At 74.6% G+C, this 21,858-nt stretch carries 23 protein-coding genes; 16 read left to right on the forward strand and 7 right to left on the reverse strand.

Going from position 1 to position 21,858, the window contains the following annotated elements; genetic code table 11:
• The 8 genes from pyrH (at nt 1) to H7K62_RS20505 (ending at nt 8,979) form a co-directional block, all read left to right on the forward strand.
• On the forward strand, nt 1-759 hold the full coding sequence (gene pyrH, locus H7K62_RS20470) for a UMP kinase (protein WP_186722214.1): 759 nt from the start codon (nt 1-3) through the stop codon (nt 757-759).
• Nucleotides 760-825: 66 nt separating this feature from the next.
• Nucleotides 826-1,383 carry a ribosome recycling factor gene (gene frr, locus H7K62_RS20475; RefSeq protein ID WP_186722215.1) on the forward strand — a complete coding sequence of 186 codons (558 nt, stop codon included), beginning with the start codon at nt 826-828 and terminating at the stop codon, nt 1,381-1,383.
• A gap of 28 nt (nt 1,384-1,411) precedes the next feature.
• Nucleotides 1,412-2,293, forward strand: a complete 882-nt coding sequence (locus H7K62_RS20480; RefSeq protein WP_186722217.1) for a phosphatidate cytidylyltransferase — start codon at nt 1,412-1,414, stop codon at nt 2,291-2,293.
• Nucleotides 2,294-2,341: 48 nt separating this feature from the next.
• Nucleotides 2,342-3,523 (forward strand): 23S rRNA (adenine(2503)-C(2))-methyltransferase RlmN, encoded by a 1,182-nt coding sequence (rlmN, locus tag H7K62_RS20485; RefSeq protein ID WP_186722219.1) that lies wholly within the window; start codon nt 2,342-2,344, stop codon nt 3,521-3,523.
• 243 nt (nt 3,524-3,766) lie between these two features.
• Nucleotides 3,767-4,843, forward strand: a complete 1,077-nt coding sequence (locus H7K62_RS20490; protein ID WP_186722221.1) for an LLM class flavin-dependent oxidoreductase — start codon at nt 3,767-3,769, stop codon at nt 4,841-4,843.
• A 244-nt stretch (nt 4,844-5,087) separates the two neighbouring features.
• The gene (locus H7K62_RS20495) at nt 5,088-6,800 is read left to right on the forward strand and encodes an ATP-binding cassette domain-containing protein (protein ID WP_370591876.1); all 1,713 of its coding nucleotides are present in this window, start codon (nt 5,088-5,090) and stop codon (nt 6,798-6,800) included.
• A 48-nt stretch (nt 6,801-6,848) separates the two neighbouring features.
• Nucleotides 6,849-7,418: a DivIVA domain-containing protein gene (locus H7K62_RS20500; protein ID WP_186722225.1), complete on the forward strand. Its 570-nt coding sequence runs from the start codon at nt 6,849-6,851 to the stop codon at nt 7,416-7,418.
• Nucleotides 7,419-7,554: 136 nt separating this feature from the next.
• Entirely contained in the window at nt 7,555-8,979 is a 1,425-nt protein-coding gene (locus tag H7K62_RS20505) for a family 43 glycosylhydrolase (RefSeq protein WP_186722227.1), read from the forward strand.
• Here H7K62_RS20505 and H7K62_RS20510 read toward each other — a convergent pair whose 3' ends face one another.
• Nucleotides 8,980-10,860, reverse strand: coding sequence for a chorismate-binding protein (locus H7K62_RS20510; protein WP_222437963.1), 1,881 nt, complete (start codon nt 10,858-10,860; stop codon nt 8,980-8,982).
• Between the two features lie 101 nt (nt 10,861-10,961).
• Here H7K62_RS20510 and H7K62_RS20515 point away from each other — a divergent pair, with 101 nt between their 5' ends.
• The gene (locus tag H7K62_RS20515) at nt 10,962-11,495 is read left to right on the forward strand and encodes an SNARE-associated domain-containing protein (protein ID WP_186722229.1); all 534 of its coding nucleotides are present in this window, start codon (nt 10,962-10,964) and stop codon (nt 11,493-11,495) included.
• Here the strand turns inward: H7K62_RS20515 and H7K62_RS24365 are convergent.
• Nucleotides 11,481-12,050: a YdeI/OmpD-associated family protein gene (locus H7K62_RS24365; RefSeq protein WP_186722231.1), complete on the reverse strand. Its 570-nt coding sequence runs from the start codon at nt 12,048-12,050 to the stop codon at nt 11,481-11,483. The two genes, H7K62_RS20515 and H7K62_RS24365, sit on opposite strands and share 15 nt — an antisense overlap.
• 106 nt (nt 12,051-12,156) lie before the next feature.
• Here H7K62_RS24365 and H7K62_RS20525 point away from each other — a divergent pair, with 106 nt between their 5' ends.
• Nucleotides 12,157-12,417, forward strand: a complete 261-nt coding sequence (locus H7K62_RS20525; protein WP_370591877.1) for a helix-turn-helix transcriptional regulator — start codon at nt 12,157-12,159, stop codon at nt 12,415-12,417.
• The gene (locus tag H7K62_RS20530) at nt 12,414-12,893 is read left to right on the forward strand and encodes a hypothetical protein (protein ID WP_186722235.1); all 480 of its coding nucleotides are present in this window, start codon (nt 12,414-12,416) and stop codon (nt 12,891-12,893) included. The genes H7K62_RS20525 and H7K62_RS20530 overlap by 4 nt, the downstream gene beginning before the upstream one ends.
• Nucleotides 12,894-12,905: 12 nt before the next feature.
• On the opposite strand, the gene H7K62_RS20535 is transcribed toward H7K62_RS20530, so the two are convergent.
• The 4 genes from H7K62_RS20535 to H7K62_RS20550 all read right to left on the reverse strand — a co-directional run bounded on the left by H7K62_RS20535 (nt 12,906) and on the right by H7K62_RS20550 (nt 16,960).
• The gene (locus H7K62_RS20535; RefSeq protein WP_186722297.1) at nt 12,906-13,322 is read right to left on the reverse strand and encodes a pyridoxamine 5'-phosphate oxidase family protein; all 417 of its coding nucleotides are present in this window, start codon (nt 13,320-13,322) and stop codon (nt 12,906-12,908) included.
• A 114-nt stretch (nt 13,323-13,436) separates the two neighbouring features.
• Nucleotides 13,437-14,855: an aspartate aminotransferase family protein gene (locus H7K62_RS20540; RefSeq protein ID WP_186722237.1), complete on the reverse strand. Its 1,419-nt coding sequence runs from the start codon at nt 14,853-14,855 to the stop codon at nt 13,437-13,439.
• Entirely contained in the window at nt 14,852-15,316 is a 465-nt protein-coding gene (locus H7K62_RS20545) for an Lrp/AsnC family transcriptional regulator (protein WP_186722245.1), read from the reverse strand. Before H7K62_RS20545 ends, H7K62_RS20540 begins: the two co-directional genes overlap by 4 nt.
• A 108-nt stretch (nt 15,317-15,424) precedes the next feature.
• The gene (locus H7K62_RS20550; protein WP_370591878.1) at nt 15,425-16,960 is read right to left on the reverse strand and encodes an APC family permease; all 1,536 of its coding nucleotides are present in this window, start codon (nt 16,958-16,960) and stop codon (nt 15,425-15,427) included.
• A gap of 117 nt (nt 16,961-17,077) precedes the next feature.
• Between H7K62_RS20550 and H7K62_RS20555 the strand changes: the two genes are divergently transcribed.
• Together H7K62_RS20555 and H7K62_RS20560 are read left to right on the forward strand one after the other, a co-directional pair.
• Nucleotides 17,078-18,349, forward strand: a complete 1,272-nt coding sequence (locus H7K62_RS20555) for a saccharopine dehydrogenase family protein (RefSeq protein WP_186722249.1) — start codon at nt 17,078-17,080, stop codon at nt 18,347-18,349.
• A 21-nt stretch (nt 18,350-18,370) separates the two neighbouring features.
• Nucleotides 18,371-19,093 carry an AAA family ATPase gene (locus H7K62_RS20560; RefSeq protein ID WP_370591879.1) on the forward strand — a complete coding sequence of 241 codons (723 nt, stop codon included), beginning with the start codon at nt 18,371-18,373 and terminating at the stop codon, nt 19,091-19,093.
• A 20-nt stretch (nt 19,094-19,113) separates the two neighbouring features.
• On the opposite strand, the gene H7K62_RS20565 is transcribed toward H7K62_RS20560, so the two are convergent.
• Complete coding sequence (locus tag H7K62_RS20565; RefSeq protein WP_186722251.1) at nt 19,114-19,509, reverse strand: YtxH domain-containing protein; 396 nt, start codon at nt 19,507-19,509, stop codon at nt 19,114-19,116.
• Nucleotides 19,510-19,603: 94 nt separating this feature from the next.
• Here H7K62_RS20565 and H7K62_RS20570 point away from each other — a divergent pair, with 94 nt between their 5' ends.
• The 3 genes from H7K62_RS20570 (at nt 19,604) to H7K62_RS20580 (ending at nt 21,833) form a co-directional block, all read left to right on the forward strand.
• Nucleotides 19,604-20,101 (forward strand): GNAT family N-acetyltransferase, encoded by a 498-nt coding sequence (locus H7K62_RS20570; protein WP_370591880.1) that lies wholly within the window; start codon nt 19,604-19,606, stop codon nt 20,099-20,101.
• Nucleotides 20,102-20,218: 117 nt separating this feature from the next.
• Nucleotides 20,219-20,641 (forward strand): hypothetical protein, encoded by a 423-nt coding sequence (locus tag H7K62_RS20575; RefSeq protein WP_186722255.1) that lies wholly within the window; start codon nt 20,219-20,221, stop codon nt 20,639-20,641.
• Between the two features lie 40 nt (nt 20,642-20,681).
• Nucleotides 20,682-21,833 (forward strand): alpha/beta hydrolase, encoded by a 1,152-nt coding sequence (locus H7K62_RS20580; protein WP_186722257.1) that lies wholly within the window; start codon nt 20,682-20,684, stop codon nt 21,831-21,833.
• Nucleotides 21,834-21,858: the final 25 nt, after the last annotated feature.

A 21,858-nucleotide genomic window follows, 5' to 3' on the forward strand; every position in this document is an offset into this window, starting at 1 on the left:
GTGAGCACCCCGGTCAGCAGCGCGCAGGACGGCGCCGCCGGGCGCGGTGACGGCTGGCGCCGCGTCGTCCTCAAGCTGTCGGGCGAGGCCTTCGGCGGCGGCCGCGTCGGGGTGGACCCCGACGTGGTCGCCTCCGTGGCCCAGGCCATCGTCGGCCCCGTGCGCGAGGGCGTGCAGGTGGCGATCGTCGTCGGCGGGGGCAACTACTTCCGCGGCGCCGAGCTCAGCGAGGGCGGCATGGACCGCAGCCGCGCCGACTACATGGGCATGCTCGGCACGGTCATGAACTGCCTGGCCCTGCAGGACTTCCTCGAGCAGGCGGGCGTCGACACCCGCGTGCAGACGGCCATCACCATGGGCCAGGTCGCGGAGCCGTACGTGCCGCGCCGCGCCATCCGCCACATGGAGAAGGGCCGCGTCGTCATCTTCGGCGCGGGCGCCGGGCTGCCGTACTTCTCCACGGACACGGTGGCCGCGCAGCGGGCGCTGGAGGTCCGGGCGGACGCGGTGCTCATGGCCAAGAACGGCGTGGACGGCGTGTACACCGCCGACCCGCGCAAGGACCCCGACGCCGCCCGCCTGGACGAGGTCAGCTACGGGGACGCGCTGCGCCAGCAGCTCAAGGTGGTCGACGCCACCGCCTTCAGCCTGTGCATGGACAACGGCCTGCCCATGGTCGTGTTCGGCATGGACGGGGAGGGCACCATCTCCGCCGCGCTGCGCGGTGAGAGGATCGGCACGCTCGTCTCGGCGGGCTGAGCCCCCGCGCCCCCCGCGGGGGGCGCGGGACAGCCCGACGACGCACGGACCAGGAGGGCCAGGCCAGTGATCGACGACACGCTCCTCGAGGCCGAGGAGAAGATGGAGAAGGCGGTCGAGGTCGCGAAGAGCGACTTCTCGGCCATCCGCACCGGCCGCGCCAACCCGGCGCTGTTCGCCAAGGTCAACGTGGAGTACTACGGGGCGATGACCCCGCTGCAGCAGCTGGCGTCGTTCCAGGTGCCCGAGGCGCGCACGGTGATCATCAGCCCGTTCGACAAGTCCTCGATGGCGGCGATCGAGAAGTCCCTGCGCGCCTCGGACCTCGACGTCAACCCGTCCAACGACGGCAACGTCATCCGCATCATCCTCCCGCAGCTCACCGAGGAGCGGCGTCGCGACTACATCAAGCTCGCCCGCTCCAAGGCCGAGGACGCCCGCGTCTCCGTGCGCAGCGTCCGCCGCAAGGCCAAGGACGAGCTCGACCGCGTGGTCAAGGACGGCGAGGCCGGCGAGGACGACGTCGCGCGCGCCGAGAAGGAGCTCGACTCCCTGACCCGTCGCTTCGTCGACGAGATCGACGAGCTGGTCAAGCACAAGGAGACCGAGCTCCTCGCCGTCTGAGCGGCGGAGCGGAGACCCGGTGGGAGCCGTGGCCGAGCCAGCGGTGAAGCCCGCCCGCCCCCCGGGGCGGGCGGGGCGCAACCTCCCGGCCGCCATCACGGCGGGCGTCCTGCTCGGCGGTGGGGTCCTCGTGGCCCTGCTGCTGGTCAAGCAGGTCTTCATCGCCATCGCGGCGGTCGCCGTGGGCCTGTCGGTGCGCGAGCTGGCGCGGGCGCTGGCCACCCGCCACCGCCGTGTCACGCAGGTGCCGCTGGTCGTGGGGTCCGCGGCCACGCTCGTCGCGGCCTACGTCGGCGGGCTGGACGCGCTGCTCGTGGGGGTCTGCCTCACCGCGGTGGCCGCGGTGCTGTGGCGGGTCCTGGAGGTCCCGGACCTCCCGCCGCACGTGGGCGAGGGCACCTCCGCGCCGGGGGTGGCCCTCGTGCGCGACGTCACCGCCGCCGTCCTCGTCGTGGGCTGGCTGCCCCTGCTGGCGGGCTTCGCGATGCTCATGCTCGCCGCCGACGACGGCGCCCAGCGGGTCGTTGTCTTCGTCCTGCTCACCGTCTGCAGCGACGTCGGCGGCTACGCGGCCGGCGTCCTCCTCGGCCGCCACCCGATGGCGCCGTCCATCAGCCCCAAGAAGTCGTGGGAGGGCCTGGCCGGCTCCGCCGTGGCCTGCCTGGTGGCCGGCTCGCTGTCCGTGTCGCTGCTGCTCGGGGGCACGTGGTGGGCGGGTGCCCTCGTGGGCCTCGCCGCCGTGGTGGCAGCGACCCTGGGGGACCTGTCCGAGTCCATCCTCAAGCGCGACCTCGGCATCAAGGACATGGGCACGCTCGTCCCCGGGCACGGCGGGATGCTCGACCGGCTGGACTCGCTGCTGGCCGTCGCGCCCACCACGTGGGTGCTGCTGGACCTGCTGGTCCGCTGACCTGCGCGGCGCCGGCTGGGCCGCACCCGTGGGACCATGGAGAACGCCATGGCTGACTCCTCCGCTCCTGCTGCCGCCCCCGCCGCGGCTCCCGCCGCTGCTCCTGCCCCTGCTGCGGCGGGGACCCGTCCTGCCCTGACCCTGGCCGCGCCGCGCCGGGCCAAGCCCCCGCGCCACCTGGCCGACCTGGCCCCCGCTGACCGCGCCTCCGCGGCCGCGGAGCTCGGCGTGCCCCCGTTCCGCGTCAAGCAGGTCGCGCAGCACTACTTCGGGCGCGGCGAGGTGGACCCGGCCGGCATGACGGACCTGCCCGCGGCCCTGCGCGAGCAGCTGGGTGCGGCGCTGCTGCCGCCGCTGCTCACGCAGACCCGCGTCCTGGAGGCCGACGGCGGCGACACCGTGAAGACCCTGTGGCGGCTCTTCGACGGCGCCCGCATCGAGAGCGTGCTCATGCGCTACCCGGGGCGCGTGACGCTGTGCGTCTCCAGCCAGGCCGGCTGCGGGATGGCCTGCCCCTTCTGCGCCACCGGACAGGGCGGGCTGCAGCGCAACCTCTCGGCGGCCGAGGTGGTCGAGCAGGTCGCGGCCGCCAACCGCCACCTGGCCCCCACGGGCGAGCGCGTGCACAACGTGGTCTTCATGGGCATGGGGGAGGCGCTGGCCAACTACAAGGCCTGCGTGGGTGCGGTGCGCCGCATGGTGGACCCGGCTCCTGACGGGCTGGGGATGTCCGCGCGCGGCATCACCGTCTCGACCGTGGGCCTGGTCCCCGCCGTCGACAAGCTCGCGGGGGAGGGGCTCGCGGTGACGCTGGCGCTGAGCCTGCACGCCCCCGACGACGTGCTGAGGAACGAGCTGGTGCCGCTGAACAGCCGCTTCGACGTCGCCGCGGTGCTCGACTCGGCCAAGCGGTACTTCGACGCGACGGGCCGGCGCGTGAGCATCGAGTACGCGCTCATCCGGGACGTCAACGACCACGCCTGGCGCGCGGACCTGCTCGCCGAGCAGCTGCTGGCACGGGGGAGCGGCTGGGTGCACGTCAACCCCATCCCGCTGAACCCGACCCCCGGCTCGCGCTGGACAGCCTCGGACCCGGACGTCGAGTCCGAGTTCGTGCGGCGGCTGCGCGACGCGGGCATCCCGACCACGGTGCGCGACACCCGCGGGCGTGACATCGACGGCGCCTGCGGCCAGCTGGCCGCCTCCGACATCGCCCAGCCGACCGGCTGACCTCGCGCTCGAGCCTCCCGCGGGGAGCCTCCTCGTGCGCCCTGGACCTCGTGCTGGGACCACGAGCCGTCACCGGGTGGGCTCGTGCCCACGGGGTGGGCTGGCGCCCGGCTGCGAGCCCTGCACCCGGGCGCCACCCAGTGGACCCCGCGCCGTCCAGTCCCCCAGTGCGACCCCGGCGGATGTCGCCCGATCCTCCGCGGATGCGGGAACACACCACCGCTGCCGGGAGTTAGTTGAAACATGAAGAACATCGGGTTCCTCAACTTCGGCAACTGGCGACCCGCCCGCGGCTCCCAGGTGCGCACGGGCGCTGACGCGCTCTTGCAGACCGTCGAGCTGGCCGTGGCCGCCGAGGAGCTCGGGCTGGACGGCGCGTTCATCCGCGTCCACCACTTCGCCCCCCAGCTCTCCTCGCCCTGGCCGCTGCTCGCGGCGATGGCCGCGCGCACGTCCCGCATCGAGCTCGGCACGGGTGTCATCGACATGCGCTACGAGGAGCCGCTCGCCATGGCGGAGCTCGCGGCCTCCACCGACCTCATCGCCGGCGGCAGGCTGCAGCTGGGCGTCTCCCGGGGCTCACCCGAGCCCGCGCTGCGCGGCGCCGAGGCCTTCGGCCACGTCGCCCCCGAGGGGCGCACGGACGCCGACCTGGCCCGCGACCACACGCGCCGCTTCCGCGCCGCCATCGCCGGCGCCGGCGTGGCGGCCATGGACCCGCAGATGACGGGGCGCCAGGGCCTGCTCTCGGTGCAGCCGCAGGCCCCGGGTCTGTCCGACCGCATCTGGTGGGGCGCCGGCACCCGCGCGACCGCCCGCTGGGCGGGGGAGCAGGGCATGAACCTCATGAGCTCCACGCTGCTCACCGAGGACACCGGCGTGCCGTTCGACCAGCTGCAGGCCGAGCAGATCGCCGGCTTCCGGGAGGCGTGGGCGCAGGCCGGCTGGTCCGGCACCCCGAGGGCGTCGGTCTCGCGCAGCGTCATGCCCATCACCACCGAGGAGGACCGGCTGTACTTCGGCGGAGACGTCGACAGCACCGACCAGGTCGGCTTCCTCGACGGTGGCCTGGCGCGCTTCGGGCGGCACTACGCCGGAGACCCCGACGTCGTCGCCGAGCAGCTGGCCCGCGACGTGGCCGTGCAGGAGGCGGACACGCTGCTGCTGACCATCCCCAACATGCTGGGCGTGGAGTACAACACCCGGCTGCTCGCCGCCATCGCCGAGCACGTGGCCCCGGCGCTCGGCTGGACCCCGGCGCACCTGCGCGTGCAGCAGGAGGCGGACCAGCCGACGGGTCAGCGGTCCGCCGCCCTCTGAGGCTCGTCCACGGGGACCAGCGTCCCCTTCGTGGAGCGTGGCTCTGGTGGGCGGGGTGACCGGCGACGACGGTCAGGCGCGTCAGCGTCACCTCCCACCCCGCCGTCGCGCTGCGTGCGGCGGGGTGGGAGGTGGCGCGCAGATGCATGATCGTCGCCTGGTGGCGGGCGTGCGATCGACAGCGGGGCTCGGGAGGGGAAACCCGTGTGACGGCGGCGCGGGGCGTCGGGGAGGATCGACGCCCGTGGCGCACCTCGAGGTCTCCGGGATCTCCTACGACCTCCCGGACGGCCGTCCCCTCCTGCGCGAGGTGGACCTGCGCGTCGGTGACGGCCAGCGCACGGCGCTGGTGGGCCCCAACGGCACCGGCAAGACCACGCTGCTGCGCATCATCACCGGCGAGCTGGTGCCCACCTCCGGCTCCGTCGCGCGCTCCGGAGAGCTGCAGGTCATGCAGCAGTCCGCCGGCGCCGGCGCCGCCGAGGTCCGCGACCTGCTGCTGTCCGTGGCGCCGGCGTCCCTGCGCGCCGCCGCGGCGGAGCTGGACGCCGCCGAGCTGGCGATGATGGAGCTCGACGACGAGCCCACCCAGATGCGCTACGCCACGGCGATCACCGCCTGGGGCGACGCCGGCGGCTACGAGGCGGAGGTGGCCTGGGACGTCGTCTGCGACGCCGCGCTCGGCGTGCCGTGGGAGCGCGCCCGCTGGCGCGACGTCGCCACGCTGTCCGGCGGGGAGCGCAAGCGGCTCCTCCTGGAGTCGCTGCTGCGGGGGCCGGCTGGCGTGCTGCTGCTCGACGAGCCCGACAACGCCCTCGACGTCCCCGGCAAGCGCTGGCTGGAGGAGGCGCTGGTGGCCAGCGGCCGCACGGTGCTGCTCATCAGCCACGACCGCGAGCTGCTGGCCCGCACCGCCACCCGCGTGGCCACCCTCGAGCCCAGCGCCGCCGGCGCCCGGATGTGGGTGCACGGCGGCGGCTTCTCCGGCTACGCCGACGCCCGCGCCGACCGCGCCGCCCGTCTGGAGGAGCTGCGCCGCCGCTGGGACGAGGACCACGCGGCGCTCAAGCAGCTGGTGGTGACCCTCAAGCAGAAGGCCACCTTCAACGACGGCATGTCCAGCCGCTACCAGGCCGCCCAGACCCGGCTGGCGCGCTTCGAGGAGGCCGGTCCGCCCGAGGCCGCCCCGGTGGCCCAGCGGTTCGGCATGAGGCTGCGCGGCGGCAGGACGGCGAAGCGCGCGGTGACGTGCGCGCAGCTGGGCCTGACGGGGCTCGTCGCACCCTTCGACCTCGAGCTGCACCTGGGAGACCGGCTCGCCGTCCTCGGGTCCAACGGCTCCGGCAAGAGCCACCTGCTGCGGCTGCTCGCCGGCGGCGGCACCCACCCCGAGGCCGAGCACGAGCCCGTCGGCCCGCTGTCCGACGGCCCACCGCCCGCGCCGGTGGAGCACACGGGGACGGCGAAGCTCGGCGCGCGGGTGCGCCCGGGCTGGTTCCGCCAGTCCTCGGCCCTCCACGGGGAGGCGGCCACCAGCGCTGACCCGCACGCCGGCAAGACCCTGCTGGAGGTGCTGCACCGCGGGGACGGCCACCGGCAGGGGCTGCCGCGCGAGCCCGCCACCCGCGCCCTGGACCGCTACGGCCTGGCCGGGGCCGCCGAGCAGCGCGCCGACACCCTCTCCGGCGGCCAGCGGGCGCGGTTCGGGGTGCTCCTGCTGGAGCTGTCCGGGGCCACCCTGCTGCTGCTCGACGAGCCCACCGACAACCTCGACCTGGAGTCCGCCGAGGCGCTCGAGGCCGCGCTCGAGCGCTTCGAGGGGACCGTGGTGGCGGTGACCCACGACCGGTGGTTCGCCCGCGGGTTCGACAGGTTCCTCGTGCTCGGCGCGGACGGCACGGCACGCGAGGCGCCCGAGCCGGTGTGGGACGAGCCACGGGTGCGCCGCACGCGCTGAGGGCGTGTTCTCCTGCGCCCCGTGGGGCTGCTGGGGCACCATGCTGCAGTGACCCCGGGGCCGACGTTCGAGCGCACCACCGGCTTCCGCCGCGGCTACGCCGTGGAGCAGGTCGAGGAGTTCTTCGCCAGGGCCCGCGTCTCCTACGAGACCGGCGGCCCCCGCGGTGGCGTCAGCAGCCGCGACGTGCGCGAGGTGGGCTTCGACCTCGTGCGCCGCGGCTACGACGTGCAGATGGTCGACGCCGCCCTGGACCGCATGGAGGACGCCTTCCTGCGCCGCGAGCAGGAGGTGGTGCGGGGGCGCCTGGGCGCCGACCGCGCCTACGCCGAGCTCGCCGCCCGCGCGGCCACGCTGCGCCCCCGCCTCGAGCGCCCCGAGGGCGACAGGTTCGACAGGGCCGCCCACGGCCACCCCGGCTACGACCCGGCCGAGGTGGACGCTCTGTGCGACCGCATCAGCGGCTGGCTCGACGGCGAGCCCGGGCTCAGCCACGACGACCTGCGCCGCTCCGTCTTCAGCACCCGCCGCGGCGAGCAGGGCTACGCCGAGCACCAGGTGGACGCGTTCATCGACCGCACCGTCGAGGTCATGGCGGCCTCGATCACCACCGCCTGACCCCGCGCCCGGCCCGGCGCCCGGACCCGCCCCGGCGGCGCAGAGGCGGCGCGGACGGGGGAACCGCGCCGGCCGGGGTCCTCCGGACGGAGCAGCGCCCCTGCGGTCCGCAGCGGCGCCTGCCGACCACGTCCCCGTGGCCCACCCCCGCCGTCCTCGCCCCGCCCTCCCGGCGCGCCCGACCCGGCTGGCGCGCCTGCGCGCGACCGCGTCGCTCGCGCTCGCCGGCCTGCTCGGAGGCCTCGTGCTGCTGCCCGCCGGCACCGCGGCCGCCGTGGACGGCACCGAGACCCGGGCGCCGGAGGTCAAGAACAACTGGACCGTGCCCGGTGAGGTCTGGCAGGGCGACTTCGCCGACCCGTCCGTGGTGCGCGTGGGCAGCACCTACTACGCCTACGCCACCAACACCGCCGGCCGCTACGTGCCCGCGCTGACCAGCACCGACCTCGTCACGTGGCGGGCGCGGCCCACGTACAGCCAGTCCGGTCCGCCCGGGAAGCCTGGGTACTCGGTGGCCACCGACACCGCGGTGCCCGCGGAGTTCCGGTCCCAGAGCTGGTCGGACTGGGACAAGTACAACAACAACGACGTGCTCGTGAAGCCCGCCTCGTGGGGGCTGAAGACCTCCGACGGACCCTGGGTGCGCACCGAGTACTGGGCGCCGTCGGCGTTCCAGATCGGCTCCACCTGGTTCCTGTACTCCGCGGTGCGGGTGGGCGCCACGCGCTTCTGCCTCACCGTCGCCACCGGACCGGGGCCGCTGGGCCCGTTCCGGGACGACACCACCGGCCCGATCCAGTGCCAGCCGGTGGCCAGCGACCCGGACGGCTCCATCGACCCCGCCGCCTACCACGACCCCGCCACCGGCAAGGACTACCTGCTGTGGAAGGCCCTGGGGAAGGTGAACAGCCACCCGAGCGCGATCCTCTCGGTGGAGCTGGGCGCCGACGGCCTGCCCAGGCCCGGTGCCGGCTGGAACACCCTCCTCACGACGCACGAGGGCGGGTGGGAGGGGACGACCGTCGAGAACCCCTCCATGGTCAGCTACGGCGGCACCACCTACCTCTTCTACTCCGCCAACCACTGGGGGACCACGGACGCGGCCGGCCACAGCGCCTACGCCACCGGCTACGCCATCTGCCCCCAGGGCCCCACGGGCCCGTGCACCCGCCCGGACGAGAAGCCGCTGCTGTCCAGCAGCGGCACCGCGCAGGGCCCCGGCGGGTCCGCGGCGTTCCTCGACGCCGACGGCGGGCTGCGGATCGCCTACGCCACGTACTTCCTCGGGGAGGACCGCCGCGGCGAGGCCATCCGCCAGCCGCGCCGCCTGGGCGTCGGCACGCTGGTGCGGGCCGCGGACGGCCGCCTCTCCGTGGTGGCCGGCACGGCTCCGGTCGGGCCGTGGACGCCCGCCGCGGCGCCCGCGCCCAAGGCGCCGTCGTCGCCTCCCGCCGCCAAGCCGCCGGCGGTGAAGGCCCCCGCCACGAAGCCCGCCAAGAAGCCCGCCGCCAAGAAGCCGGCCAAGAAGCCCGTCACGAAGGCGGCGCCCAGGAAGCGGTAGTCAGGCCAGCACCGCGGCCCGCCACCCGCGCAGCGAGCTGAGCACGGCCAGGCCCTCGGCCCGGCGCAGGTCGCCGGGGTGGAGCACCCGCAGCTCCAGCTGACCGGACTCCAGCAGCCGCTCCCGCAGCACCCCCGGCAGCAGCCCGCACTCCACCGGAGGGGTCCACCAGCGGCCGTCGAGGCGCACCGCGAGGGTGGCGGTGCTCGCCTCGCAGACCTCGCCCCGCTCGTTGGTCCACACCACCTCGTCGGGACCGCCGGGCCCGCCCACCCGGTGCTCGGCGCGCAGCTGCTCGATCCAGGCGCGGCGGGTGGTCTTGTGCCGCGGCCACCAGTCGTCGCTGCGCACGCGCGGGGCGTCGTCCACCACCAGCCGCACCGGCGACGACGACGACGGCAGCGGGGCGGTGGTCACGGACGCACGGCCGTCCGGCGACAGTTCCAGGCGCACCCGCAGCGGGACCTCGGCCCCGGCGGGCGACCGTGCTGCGGCCTTCGCGGCGGCCACCGCGGCGTCCAGGGCCGCGCGCGCGGCGGGCTCGTCGAGCGGGACCCCGACGAAGGCCGCCGAGTCCCGCAGACGGCGCAGGTGCCGCTCCACGTCCACCAGCCCGACCCCGGGGCGGTGGGCCAGCGTCTCCAGCAGCCCGGGCCGCGGCTCCCGGTGGCCCAGCACCGCGGCCTTCGCGAGCACCTCCCGGTGCTCGGCCCCGGCCCGCGAGCCCCACGTCACGCCGCTGCCCGTGCCGTAGACGACCTCGGCCCCGCCCCCCTCGCGTGAGCCCCCGGTGACGACGGCGGTGCGGATGGCCACCGAGAAGCGCGCCGTGACCGGCTCGCCGGGAGGGGCCAGCCAGCCCACGGCCCCGCAGTAGACCCCCCGCGGGGAGCGCTCCAGCGCCGCGATGGCCCGCATGGTCGAGGCCTTCGGGGCACCCGTCACCGAGCCGCACGGGAACAGCGCGCGGAACAGGTCCACGGTCGAGGTGCCCTCGCGCAGGCGCCCCTCCACGGTCGAGACCACCTGGTGGACCGTCGGGTACGTCTGCGCCGCCAGCAGCTCGCTCACCTCCACCGACCCGGGCTCGCACACGCGGTGCAGGTCGTTGCGGAGCAGGTCGACGATCATGACGTTCTCCGCGCGCTCCTTGGCGCTGCTCGCCAGCCGCCCCAGCGCGAGCGCGTCCTCCGCGGCCGACCGGCCCCGCGGGGCCGTCCCCTTCATGGGGCGCGTCACCACGCGGCGCCGGCCGGGTGCGCCGGGGTCGTCGACCACGGCGAAGAACGCCTCCGGGCTGGCGCTGGCCACCACCACGTCCTCGCCCCACGGCCGCAGGTCCAGCAGCGCCCCGTGGTCACCGCGCTGCGCGCGCACGAGGTCGGCGTAGAGCGCGGCCGCGTCCCCGGAGAAGGGGGCGCGCAGCCGCAGGGTGAGGTTGACCTGGTACGTCTCGCCCCGGGCGATGCGCTCGCGGACGCGCGCCACCGCCTGCGCGTGCTCGGCGGGGGAGGTGTCCGGCGCCCACGCCCCTGCCGACCAGGCGCGCTCGTCGTCGTCGCCGTCGCCGTCGCCGCCGTCGGGTCCCGCACCGCTGGCGCCGACCGGCGCCACCTCGCGCGGCGGGTCGACCAGCGCGAACCACACCAGGGGCAGCCCGGGCTCCGGAGCGCGGGTGACGAGGGCGCTGTCCAGTGCGGGGGCCGCCTCGTAGGCGACGAAGCCCACCGCCCAGCTGCCCGCGCTCACGGCCTCCTGCACGGCCTCCAGCGCCGGCACCACGGCGTCGAGCTCCCGCGCGACGACGACGCCCCGCGGCGGCATGTCGGGACCAGCGAAGAGCAGCGCCCGCCCGGTGCGGAGGTCGTCGGTGCGGAGCACCCCGGGATCCTGCCGCACGCGCGCCTGCCAGCGGCACCGGCGTCCGCCGCCGGCGTCTGGTCCCGCGCCGGGCGCCACGGCGCGCGGGTAGCGTCGCGGGGGTGCCGGCCTGGACCGACGGCGCCCCGTTCTGGGCGCTGTTCGCCTTCTTCTTCGCGGTGGCGGCGGTGCGCACGCAGGCGACCTACTGGCTCGCCCGCGTCGTGGCGGCGTGGTCCGCGCCGGACGCCAGCGCCGGGGAGCGGAGCGCCCGGCGTCCCCGCTGGGTGCTGCGGGCGGGCGGGTGGCTGCGGCGGGCCTCCTCCGGACGGGGCGTGCGCGCCGTCCAGCGGTGGGGGCTGCTCGCCGTGCCGGCGTCGTTCCTGGCCACCGGCACCAAGACGGCCGTCAACGGCGCCGCGGGGCTGCTGCGGATGCCGTACGGCAGGTACACCGCGGCGATGCTGGTCGGGTGCGCCCTGCACGCGACGATCTACGCGACGGTCGGGTGGGCGGCGTGGACGGCGGCGCTGTCGGCGGCCACGGGGTCGGCCTGGGGCGCAGCGGTGCTCACCGCGCTGGCAGCGGTCGTCGTCGTCCTCGGGGTGCGGGCTGCGAGGAGGGCGAAGGCGCGGCAGCGCTCAGGGACGCGCTGACCGCAGCTGCTCCAGGAGGGCCGCCACGTGGCGCGCGCGGGTCTCCGGGCGCTTGACGGTGTGCATCCGGTACAGCCAGGGGTACCGGTCGCCTCGGGACATCGCCTCCCACGCGGCGGCGGCCACGGGGTCGGCGGCGAGCGCCTCGGCGAGCTCGGGCGGCGGCTGGATGGTGGCCGACCCGGCGTAGGCGCGCTCCCAGCGGCCGTCGGCCTTGGCGGCGGCGACCTCCGCGGCCCCGCGGGGGCGCATGCGGCCGGCCGCCTCCAGCGCGGCGACCCGCTGGACGTTCACCGCCGACCAGTTCGAGCGCGGCCGGCGCGGGGTCATCCGGATCGCGTAGCTGACGTCGTCGCGCGCGGTCACCTGGCCGTCGATCCACCCGTGGCACAGCGCCTCGAGCACCGCCTGCTCGTAGAGGAGCGCGGTGGGCTCGGTGGCGCCGCCCTTGGCCAGGGCCAGGCGCACCCCGGCGGACGCGGTGGCGTGCTCCTCGAGCCAGGCGCCCCACGCGGCGGCGTCGGCGACGACGAGGTCGGGCAGCGGCGTGGCCACGGCAGGAGTGTGCCGCGCAGGACCGACAGGGGGAAGCGTGTCAGGTTCGCTCGACTTCCTGTCGTGTCTACTTGACACGATGTCGAGTTCACCAGACAGTGGAGGGGTGGGAAGGACGTCAGCGAAGGGCCGCAGCAACGGCGTCCGCGCTGCCCGGGCGGTGCTGGGGCTCACCCAGGCCGACCTGGCGGCGGCGGCGGGCGTCACGCGGCAGACGGTCGTGGCCGTCGAGGCGGGTGACTACGCCCCGTCGGTCTACCTGGCCCTGGCGATCGCGGCCCGGCTGGGCCGGACCGTCGAGGAGTTGTTCGGTCAGGACGAGGCGAAGGTCGCTGCCGGTGCGGCAGCAGCGGAGGAGCAGCGGTGAGCGAGCAGGCGCGTGACGGCTGGTTCGTGCGGGCGGCGGCGCGGGTCGGTGACCTCGGCAGCCCCTTCTACGCCGAGGAGTACCGGCGGGACGTCTGGAACGAGGCGAGCGCCATCGGCTTCCAGCTGGTGCTGTGGCTGCTGTCGCTGGCGGCGGTGGTCTCGGTCTGGGTCGGCGGTGCGCCGGCCGTGCCCTACGCCCTGGTGATGTTCCTCGTGCCCGGCGCGGCCTCGTGGGTGGTCCTGTCCTACGCCAGCGCCCACGGCGTCGACGGCGCGACGGGGAGCAGGAAGGTCCTCGGGTGGCGCGTGGGCGTCTTCGTCGTGCTGGCGCTAGCGCTGTGCGCGGGCGTGGTCCGGGCGATGGCCGGTGCTGACCTGGCTCCGGGTCTGCTCACCGGGCTCGTCGTCGGTGCGCTGCTCGGCGGGCTGGGCGTCTGGTGGTCCAAGCGGCGCGCCGCCGCGGGTGGTGCCTGAGGCCCGAGCGCCTCAGCGCAGGTGCGAGGAGCTCATGACGCGGTCCACGGCGATCTCGACGACGACGCGCAGCGGGTCCTCACGAGGCTCGCGCTCGTAGCGGACGGCGTAGCGGGCGACGGCGTCAGCGACGACCTCCGGCTCGTCCCGCACGCGGACCGGCCCCTCGAGGGTGATCCACTGCGCCCTCTCGAAGGAGCACAGCACCGCCCGGCCGGCCGGGCCGGCGGCCGTCTCGGCGAGCCGGGCGTTGCGCACCTTGCGGGAGGTCGACCGCGCGGTGATGCGGGCGAGGCCCGCCTCGGGGTCCCACGTGAAGCCCACCGGCACCACGTGCGCCGTGCCGTCGGGGCGGTGGGTGGTCAGGGTCGCCAGGCGGCGCTCGGTGACGAAGGTCAGTGCGGCGGGGGTGAGCTCCACGCCGACCAGGGTGGCGGACCGCTCACGGCCATGGACGGGCGGGCGTCCGGGAAGTCCATGATCACGGTGGGAAGGTGCTCGGGACTCCCATGATCACGGTGATCATGGGAGTCCCGAGCGCTCTCAGAGCAGCGCCCAGGCGCGGGTGAGGACGTCGCGCAGGGTCGCCTCGATCATGTCGAAGTCGGACTGGTCCGCGATGAGCGGCGGCGACAGCTGGATCACCGGGTCTCCGCGGTCGTCGGCGCGGCAGTACAGGCCGGCCTCGAACAGCGCCCCCGACAGGAAGCCGCGCAGCAGCCGCTCGGCCTCCTCGCCGGAGAACGTCTCGCGGGTGGCCTTGTCCTTGACCAGCTCGATCCCGTAGAAGAAGCCCTCGCCGCGCACGTCCCCGACGATCGGCAGGTCGAGCAGCTTCTCCAGCGTCGCCCGGAACGCCGGGGCGTTCTCCCGCACGTGGTCGTTGAGGCCCTCGCGCTCGAAGAGGTCGAGGTTGGCCATGGCCACCGCCGCCGAGACCGGGTGCCCGCCGAAGGTGTAGCCGTGGGCGAAGGACGTGTGGCCGTGCGCGAACGGCTCGTAGACGCGCTCGGAGGCGATGCACGCGCCGATGGGGGAGTAGCCGCTGGTCATGCCCTTGGCGCACGTGATGATGTCCGGGGTGTAGCCGAGGTCGGTGCAGGCGAACATCGACCCGATCCGCCCGAAGGCGCAGATCACCTCGTCGGAGACCAGCAGCACGTCGTGGCGGTCGCAGATCTCGCGCACCCGCTGGAAGTACCCGGGCGGCGGGGGGAAGCAGCCGCCGGAGTTCTGCACCGGCTCCAGGAAGACCGCCGCCACGGTCTCGGGGCCCTCGAACTCGATGGCCTCCTCGATGCGGTCGGCGGCCCAGCGGCCGAACGCCTCCGGGTCGTCCCGCAGGTGCTCGGGGGCCCGGTACTGGTTGGTGTTCGGCACCCTGAAGCCACCGGGCACGAGCGGCTCGAAGACCGCCTTGGCCGCGGGGATGCCCGTGATGGCCAGGGCGCCCTGGGGGGTGCCGTGGTAGGCGACCGAGCGGCTGATGACCTTGGTCTTCAGCGGCTTGCCGACCAGCTTGAAGTGGTTCTTGGCCAGCTTCCACGCGGTCTCGACGGCCTCGCCACCGCCGGTGGTGAAGAACACCCGGTCCAGGTCTCCCGGGGTGTAGGAGGCCAGCCGCTCGGCGAGGTCGATGGCGGGCGGGGTGGCGTAGGACCACAGCGGGAAGAAGGCCAGCTCGCTCGCCTGCTTCGCGGCGGCCTCGGCCAGCTCGCGGCGTCCGTGGCCGGCCTGCACGGTGAACAGCCCGGCCAGGCCGTCGAAGTACCGCTTGCCGGCGTCGTCGTAGATCCAGCAGCCCTCGCCGCGGGTGATCACCGGGACGCTCTTCTCCCAGGCGGACTGCCGGGTGAAGTGGCCCCACAGGTGGTCGCGGGCGGCCTGGGCGCGCGGGGTCCCCGACGGCGTCAGACCGGCGGGAGCGGTGGTGGGCGTGCGGTCGAGCGGAGTCGTCGTCATCGGGTTCCCCAGTCGTAGCGCTGCTTGATGAGCTTGAGGTAGACGAGCGTCTCGGTGGACGTGACGCCCGGGACGGCGCGGATGCGCCGGGACAGCAGGTCGAGCAGGCGGTCGTCGTCCTCGCAGACCACCTCGGCCAGCACGTCGAAGGTGCCGGCCACCGCCACCACGTACGTGACCTCCTGCATCTCGGCCAGGGCGTCGGCCACGACGGTGGTGTCACCGCTGCAGCGCACCCCGACCATCGCCTGGCGCGGGAACCCCACCTGCATCGGGTCCGTCACCGCGACGATCTGCATGACGCCCGCCTCGAGCAGGCGCGCCACGCGCTGGCGCACCGCCGCCTCGGACAGCCCCACGTCGGCGGCGATGGCCGCGTACGAGCGGCGGCCGTCGGCCTGCAGCTGCTCGATGATGCGCTTGGAGGTCTCGTCGAGGACGGGACCCGAGCGTGCTGCCATGCGACCCGAGCATGCACCCGATCGTGGGTGGAAGCAAGGAGGGAAGACGGTTTCCGTCGCGATGGATGCGTGAAGCGCCGGAAACCGTCGTCCCTCAGGTGGTGTCGGTCAGAGGCCCCCGACGGGCGGCGCGCCCGTGTCCGGCACCAGGACCTCGGTGCGGGCGTTGAGCGTCTCGCCGCGGAAGAACGCCCGCAGGCGGATCGCGCAGAGCAGCATGAGCGGCACCCCGAGGGCGAGCATGCCGACGCCCAGCACGAAGACGCCGCCGACGCCGCCGATCACGGTCTCCCCGTAGTCGGGGCGGGCCATGTCCACCACGCTGTAGCCGAAGATCACCAGCATGAACAGGCCGCCCAGGAACGGCAGGATCCCGCGCAGCCACAGGTGCGCCGCGGACTGGCGCAGCGTGGAGCGGAAGAACCACACGCACGCGAAGCTCGTGATGCCGTAGTAGAACGCGACCGCCAGGCCCAGGCTGGCGATGGAGTCGGCCAGGGCGTTGGTGCTGATGAGCGAGAGCAGCACGTAGAAGCCCACGGCGGTGGCGCCCATCACCAGCGTGGAGAAGCCGGGCGTCTTGAACCGGGGGTGCACCGTGCCGAACTGCGGCGGGAGCGCCTTGTACACGGCCATCGCCAGGGTGCCGCGCGCGGTCGGGAGGATGGTCGACTGGGTGGAGGCGGCCGCCGACACCGCGATGGTGATCATCAGCAGGACGGCGAGGACGGGTCCGCCCAGGGGGTCTCCGAGCACGGTGATCGTGTCGTCGGCGTTGTCGGGGTTGCCCAGCCCGATGCCGGTGGTCCCGAAGCCGCTGTAGGCCTGGATGGCCGTGGCGACGGCGGTGAACGTCACCACGAGGATGATCGTGGCCAGGGTGGCCGCGCGGCCCGGGATGCGGTCGGGGTCCTTGCTCTCCTCGTTCACGGCCAGGCAGGCGTCCCAGCCCCAGTACAGGAAGATGCACAGCACGATGGCGGCGACGGCGTCGCCGAAGCTGATGCCGGTGGGGATGAACCAGCTGAGCTCGGGCTGCACCGCCTGCGGGCCGGCCGAGCCGCTGTAGACCGCGAACAGGGCCCAGGCGGCCAGCACCACGAGGAAGAGGAACTGCCACGCCACCAGCACGTTCTGCATCCGCTCCGACAGCAGGATGCCGCGGTAGCTGACGTACGTCATCACGGCGATGAACGCCACGGCGAAGGCCATCCGCCCCCACTGGCTGTCGGCCAGCCCGTCCAGCCCCACCACGCGCAGCGTGTAGATGGCCGCGATCTCGGCCACGTTGGCCAGCACGATGATCGCCGAGACGGCCACGCCCCAGCCGCCCATCCAGCCGACCACCGGGCCGAAGGCCTTGGTGGCCCACGTGAAGGTGGTGCCGCAGTCGGGCACGGCCTTGTTGAGCTGCTGGTAGGCGATGGCGGTGAGGACCATCGGGACGAACGCCACGATGAACATGGCGGGTGCCTTCTCGCCCACCCCGAGGTAGCCCAGCGTGGCCGCGAGCCCGTACGCGGGGGCCGTCGAGGCGAGCCCGATGACGGTGTTGCCCCACAGCCCCAGCGTCCCGGTGGCGAGCCCCTTGCCCTCGCCCGTGCTCCCAGCGGTCGGCGCTCCTGCGCTGACTCCCGATGCCACATCCACCTCCGGGTCGCTCCGTCGCGGCCTGGATCGACCGGCCTGGATCGGCATCATGGCCCCCGAACAGGCGGAAGCGGTAGCGGTGAGGCCGAATCGCAGCGGTAACCTCCGCCGATGAGGATCCTGATCGTCGGTTCCGGAGGTGTCGGGGACGCGCTGTCGCGGATCCTGGCCCGCCGCTTCCGCACCGCTCCCTTCGCCGACGTCGTCGTCGTGGCCGACTACGACGAGTCCCGCGCCCAGCGCACCGTCGAGGCGGTCCGCCACCGCGAGGGCGACGCCGCCGCGGGCGCCTTCACCGCCGCGCGCGTCGACGCCTCCGACGCGAGCTCGGTGGAGGCGCTGGCCCGCCAGGTGGGCGCCACGCACGTCATGAACGCCGTGGACCCGCGCTTCGTCATGCCGATCTTCACCGGGGCGCTGGCTGCGGGGGCGGACTACCTCGACATGGCGATGTCCCTGTCGAAGCCCCACCCCACCGAGCCCTGGTCGAAGACCGGCGTGAAGCTGGGCGACGAGCAGTTCGCCCTCGCGCCGCAGTGGGAGGACGCCGGCCGCCTGGCGCTGGTCGGCATCGGCGTGGAGCCCGGCCTGGCCGACGTCTTCGCCCGCTACGCCTGCGAGGAGCTCTTCGAGACCGTCACCGAGCTCGGGGTCCGCGACGGCGCCAACCTCACCGTGGACGGGTACGAGTTCGCGCCGTCGTTCTCGATCTGGACCACCATCGAGGAGTGCCTCAACCCGCCCGTGGTCTGGGACGACGGCGCGTGGAGCACCCTGCCCCCGTTCAGCGAGCCGGAGGTCTTCGACTTCCCCGGCGGCATCGGGCCCGTCGAGTGCGTGCACGTGGAGCACGAGGAGGTGCTCCTCATGCCGCGCTGGCTCCAGGCGGACCGCGTGACCTTCAAGTACGGGCTCGGCGAGGAGTTCATCGGCGTCCTCAAGACCCTGCGCAAGCTGGGCCTGGACCGCACCGAGCCGCTCACCGTCAAGGGCGTCCAGGTCAGCCCGCGCGACGTGGTCGCTGCGTCCCTGCCCGACCCCGCCACTCTCGGGCCGCTCATGAAGGGAGCCACCTGCGCCGGTCTGCTCGTGACGGGCACCGGCAAGGGGGAGGGGTTCGCCGGGCGCCCGCGAGAGGTGTACCTGCACCACGTGGTCGACAACGCCTGGTCCATGGAGGAGTTCGGCGCGCAGTGCGTGGTATGGCAGACGGCGGTCAACCCCGCCGTCGCCCTGGAGCTGCTCGCTGACGGCCGCTGGTCAGGCGCCGGCGTGCTCGGCCCGGAGGCGCTGCCGCACCGGCCGTTCCTGGACCTGCTCGCCGCCGAGGACGGCTACGCCAGCCCGTGGGGGATGCAGGAGCGCACGCCCTCGTCGTCCTGATCCTGCGGCACCCTCTCGGTCGTGGACACCTCGCGGTGGGGCCTGCCGGTGCGCCGGGTCGAGCCGGACCCGGACGTCGCACCGCTGCCCGCGGGGGAGTGGCCCATGACCGTGCCGGCCGTCGCCGCGCTCCTGGGCGACGGCCTGGACCTGGGACCCGCGACCGTGCTCGTCGGGGAGAACGGGGCGGGAAAGTCCACCCTGCTCGAAGGCATCGCGTGGGCCTTCGGGCTGGACAGCCGCGGCGGCTCGGCGAACACCCGCGGCATGCTCAGCGAGGACGAGCCGGACCCCGTGGGACGCGCCCTGCGCGTGGTGCGAGGGCCGGGAGCGGGGCGATGGGGCTTCTTCCTGCGCGCCGAGACCATGCACCGGGTCTTCGAGACCATCCCCGGCCGGACCGATCCCGACTTCCACGCGATGAGCCACGGGGAGTCCTTCAACGCCCTGCTCGGCACCCGCAGGTACCGAGGCCCGGGGTTCTACTGCTTCGACGAGCCCGAGAGCGCGCTGTCGTTCACCAGCCAGATGGCCCTGGTCGCGCAGCTCGTGGACCTGGTCGCCACCGGCACCGCACAGGTGCTGGTGGCGACCCACTCACCGCTCCTGGCGGCCCTGCCGGGCGCCCGGGTGCTGCTTGTCGACGACGACGGCCTGACCGACGTCCCCTGGGACTCCCTGCCGCTCGTCGCGCACTGGCGGGCGTTCATGGACGACCCCCGCCGGTACCTGCGCCACCTGTGAGGCGCCCCCGCGGCCGGGCGTCAGATGCGTCCGCCGGCGTTGCTCCCGGTGGCCGGCGGGACGGGCGTCAGGGGAGTCGTCGACCCCGGCTGTCCCGCGCTGGCGCTCGTGCTGGTCCCGGTGCTGGTCCCGGTGCTGGTCCCGGTGGTGCTGGCGGAGTCGCCGCCGCTGCCGGGCAGCTTCTCCTTCACCGCCTGCACCGCGGAGCTGTTCGCGGCCGCGTCCTTGGCGCTGGCGGCAGCGCTCTTCGCGGTGTCGACAGCCGCGGTCTGGGCCTGGTCGACCCTCGTCTTGACCTTGGGGTCGTTCCAGAGGCGCGAGACCGACGAGACGATCTGGTCGTAGCGCTGGCGGCCCGCCCGGGCGCCGAGCACGTAGCCGATCGCGGCGCCGATGAGGAGCGACTTCTTGCCCACGGGTTCCTCCAGGAGGGTGAGGGGCTGGCGTCCCGGTGTTCTCCAGGTGGACCACGTGTCTACCGCGAGAGGGCGCTCCTGGCACCCTGGCGCCGTGACGCTGGAGGACCGGAGCGCTGACGGCCGAGCGCGACTGGTGCTCGTGGAGGCCGCCTACGACAGCCCCCTCGTGCAGGAGCTCGTGGCGGAGGTGCAGGCCGAGTACGTCCAGCGCTACGGAGGCCCCGACGAGACGCCCCTGAGCCCCGCTGAGTTCGCCCCGCCCGGTGGGGCCTTCCTCGTGGCGCTCCTGGACGGCGAGCCCGTGGGCACGGCCGGTCTGCGCGACCACGGAGACGGCGACGTCGAGCTCAAGCGGATGTACGTCCGCGCCGCCCACCGGCGGCGCGGCCACGCGAGGCGCCTGCTGGCCGCAGTCGAGGAGCGGGCCCTGGCGCTGGGGCACCGACGGCTGGTGCTGGAGACCGGCCAGATGCAGCCCGAGGCGGTGGCGCTGTACCGCAGCGCGGGCTACGGGCCGATCGCGCCGTACGGCCACTACGCCGACTCCCCGCACAGCATCCACCTGGCGAAGGTCCTGGCCACGGGCTGAGGCGCTCTGACCTGGGCGGACGCGGGTGACCGTCCGACCAGGGGATGACGCGGACGGTCGCTCTCCCCGACCCGGGTCGGTCGCGCGGGGGTCGGCGGGGCGGGCAGGGTCGTGTCCGTGGTCGACGTGCGCCTGGAGCCCGGCGGTGGGCCGCGGCCCGACGAGGTCGCGAGCCCGCTGCGTGTCAGCGTGCTCGAACGCGAGCCCGCCCTGCCAGGATGGGCTCAGGCCGACCCGGCGTGGTCGCCCCTGGTGCTCGGCTGGGCCGACCGGCGCGGTGAGCCCGTGGGTGACGCGCTGGTGCTGCGCCGCAGGGTGCCGGGCAGCCGGCGCTTCCTGGCGCTCCTGCCCGAGCCCCCGCGGCTCGGTGGGCTGGAGCGCGAGGCGTCCCTGTGGCGACCGCAGGCGGTCGCGCTGCTGCGCGCCCTGGGCGCGTTCGCGGTGCGGATCGGTCTCGGGGTGCCGTCGGACTCGCACGCCGTGCCGGAGCTCGCGAACGCTGACGAGCCGGCGAGGAACCTCCCAGCCCGCCTTCGTTGAAGATCCAGGATCTTCACAGCCCCCTCACGAGGATGTCCCTGTGAGCCTGACCGGGTCCCCGCTGCAGTACGGCAGCATCGCCATCGCGGCCGTGGCGTTCGTCGTCGTCATCGTCCTGTGGGGGCGGCTCGCGAAGGTGAACGTGGTCACGGTGGCCGTCCGGGCCGTCGCGCTGCTGGGCGTCAACGCGCTGGTGGTCTTCGCGATGCTCGTCTCGGCCAACGACTACTTCGCCTTCTACAGCGGCTGGGACGACCTGGCCGGCGCCAACGCCGACGCCGTGGTCGCCACCAAGGGCGCCGCCAGAGCCACGGAGACCAAGGCCCAGGAGAACGCCCTCCTGGCGGGCACCACCAAGCCGGCGGCTCCGCAGGGCACGCCGGTGGACGGCTACGACGGGCGGGTCCAGCGGCTCACCGTCACTGGCCCCTCGGGCACCACGGGCACCGTGCTGGTGGTGCTGCCGCGCGGCTACGACGACCCCTCGCAGGCCTCCACCACGTACCCCGTCCTCGTGGCCCTCCACGGCTCCCCGGGCAGCCCCAAGCAGTGGCTCACCGCGCTCGACGTCCGTCCCGCCGTCGACCTGGTCGTGAAGGCGAACCAGATGGCCGAGCCGATCGTGGTGCTACCCGACCTCGGCATCCCCGCCGGACGGGACACCGAGTGCCTCGACGGACCGCAGGGCCAGCCCCAGGTCGAGACCTGGCTCTCGGACGCGCTGCCCAAGGCGGTCGAGGCGAGCTACCGCGCACGGACCAGCCCCCAGGCGTGGGCCGCCATGGGCTTCTCCATGGGCGGCTGGTGCGCCGCCGAGCTGACCATGCTGCACCCCCAGCAGTACGGCGCCGGCATCGTCATGGGCGGGTACTTCCGGTACGAGCCGGGCAGCGGCTACGTGCCGTTCCCCAAGGGCAGCCAGGAGGCGCAGGCGCACGACCTCGTGGCGGTGGCCGCCAAGAAGCCGCCGGCGGTGTCCCTGTTCGTGGCCTCCAGCCAGGACGACCCCGAGAGCTGGCCCACCACCAAGGCGTTCCTGGCGGCGGCCAAGGCGCCGATGTCGGTGACGTCCCTCATCGCCAAGACCGGGGGCCACCGCAGCGACGTGTGGGCCGGGCAGATGCCCCAGGCCCTGGTCTGGCTGGGGAAGACCGCGCCGGGCTTCGCCCCCGCCGGGACGCCCGCCCAGTAGCGGTCAGCAGCGGACGGCGGCGGCC

Origin of the sequence: Quadrisphaera sp. RL12-1S, from assembly GCF_014270065.1 — a bacterium.
Classification (GTDB): domain Bacteria; phylum Actinomycetota; class Actinomycetes; order Actinomycetales; family Quadrisphaeraceae; genus Quadrisphaera.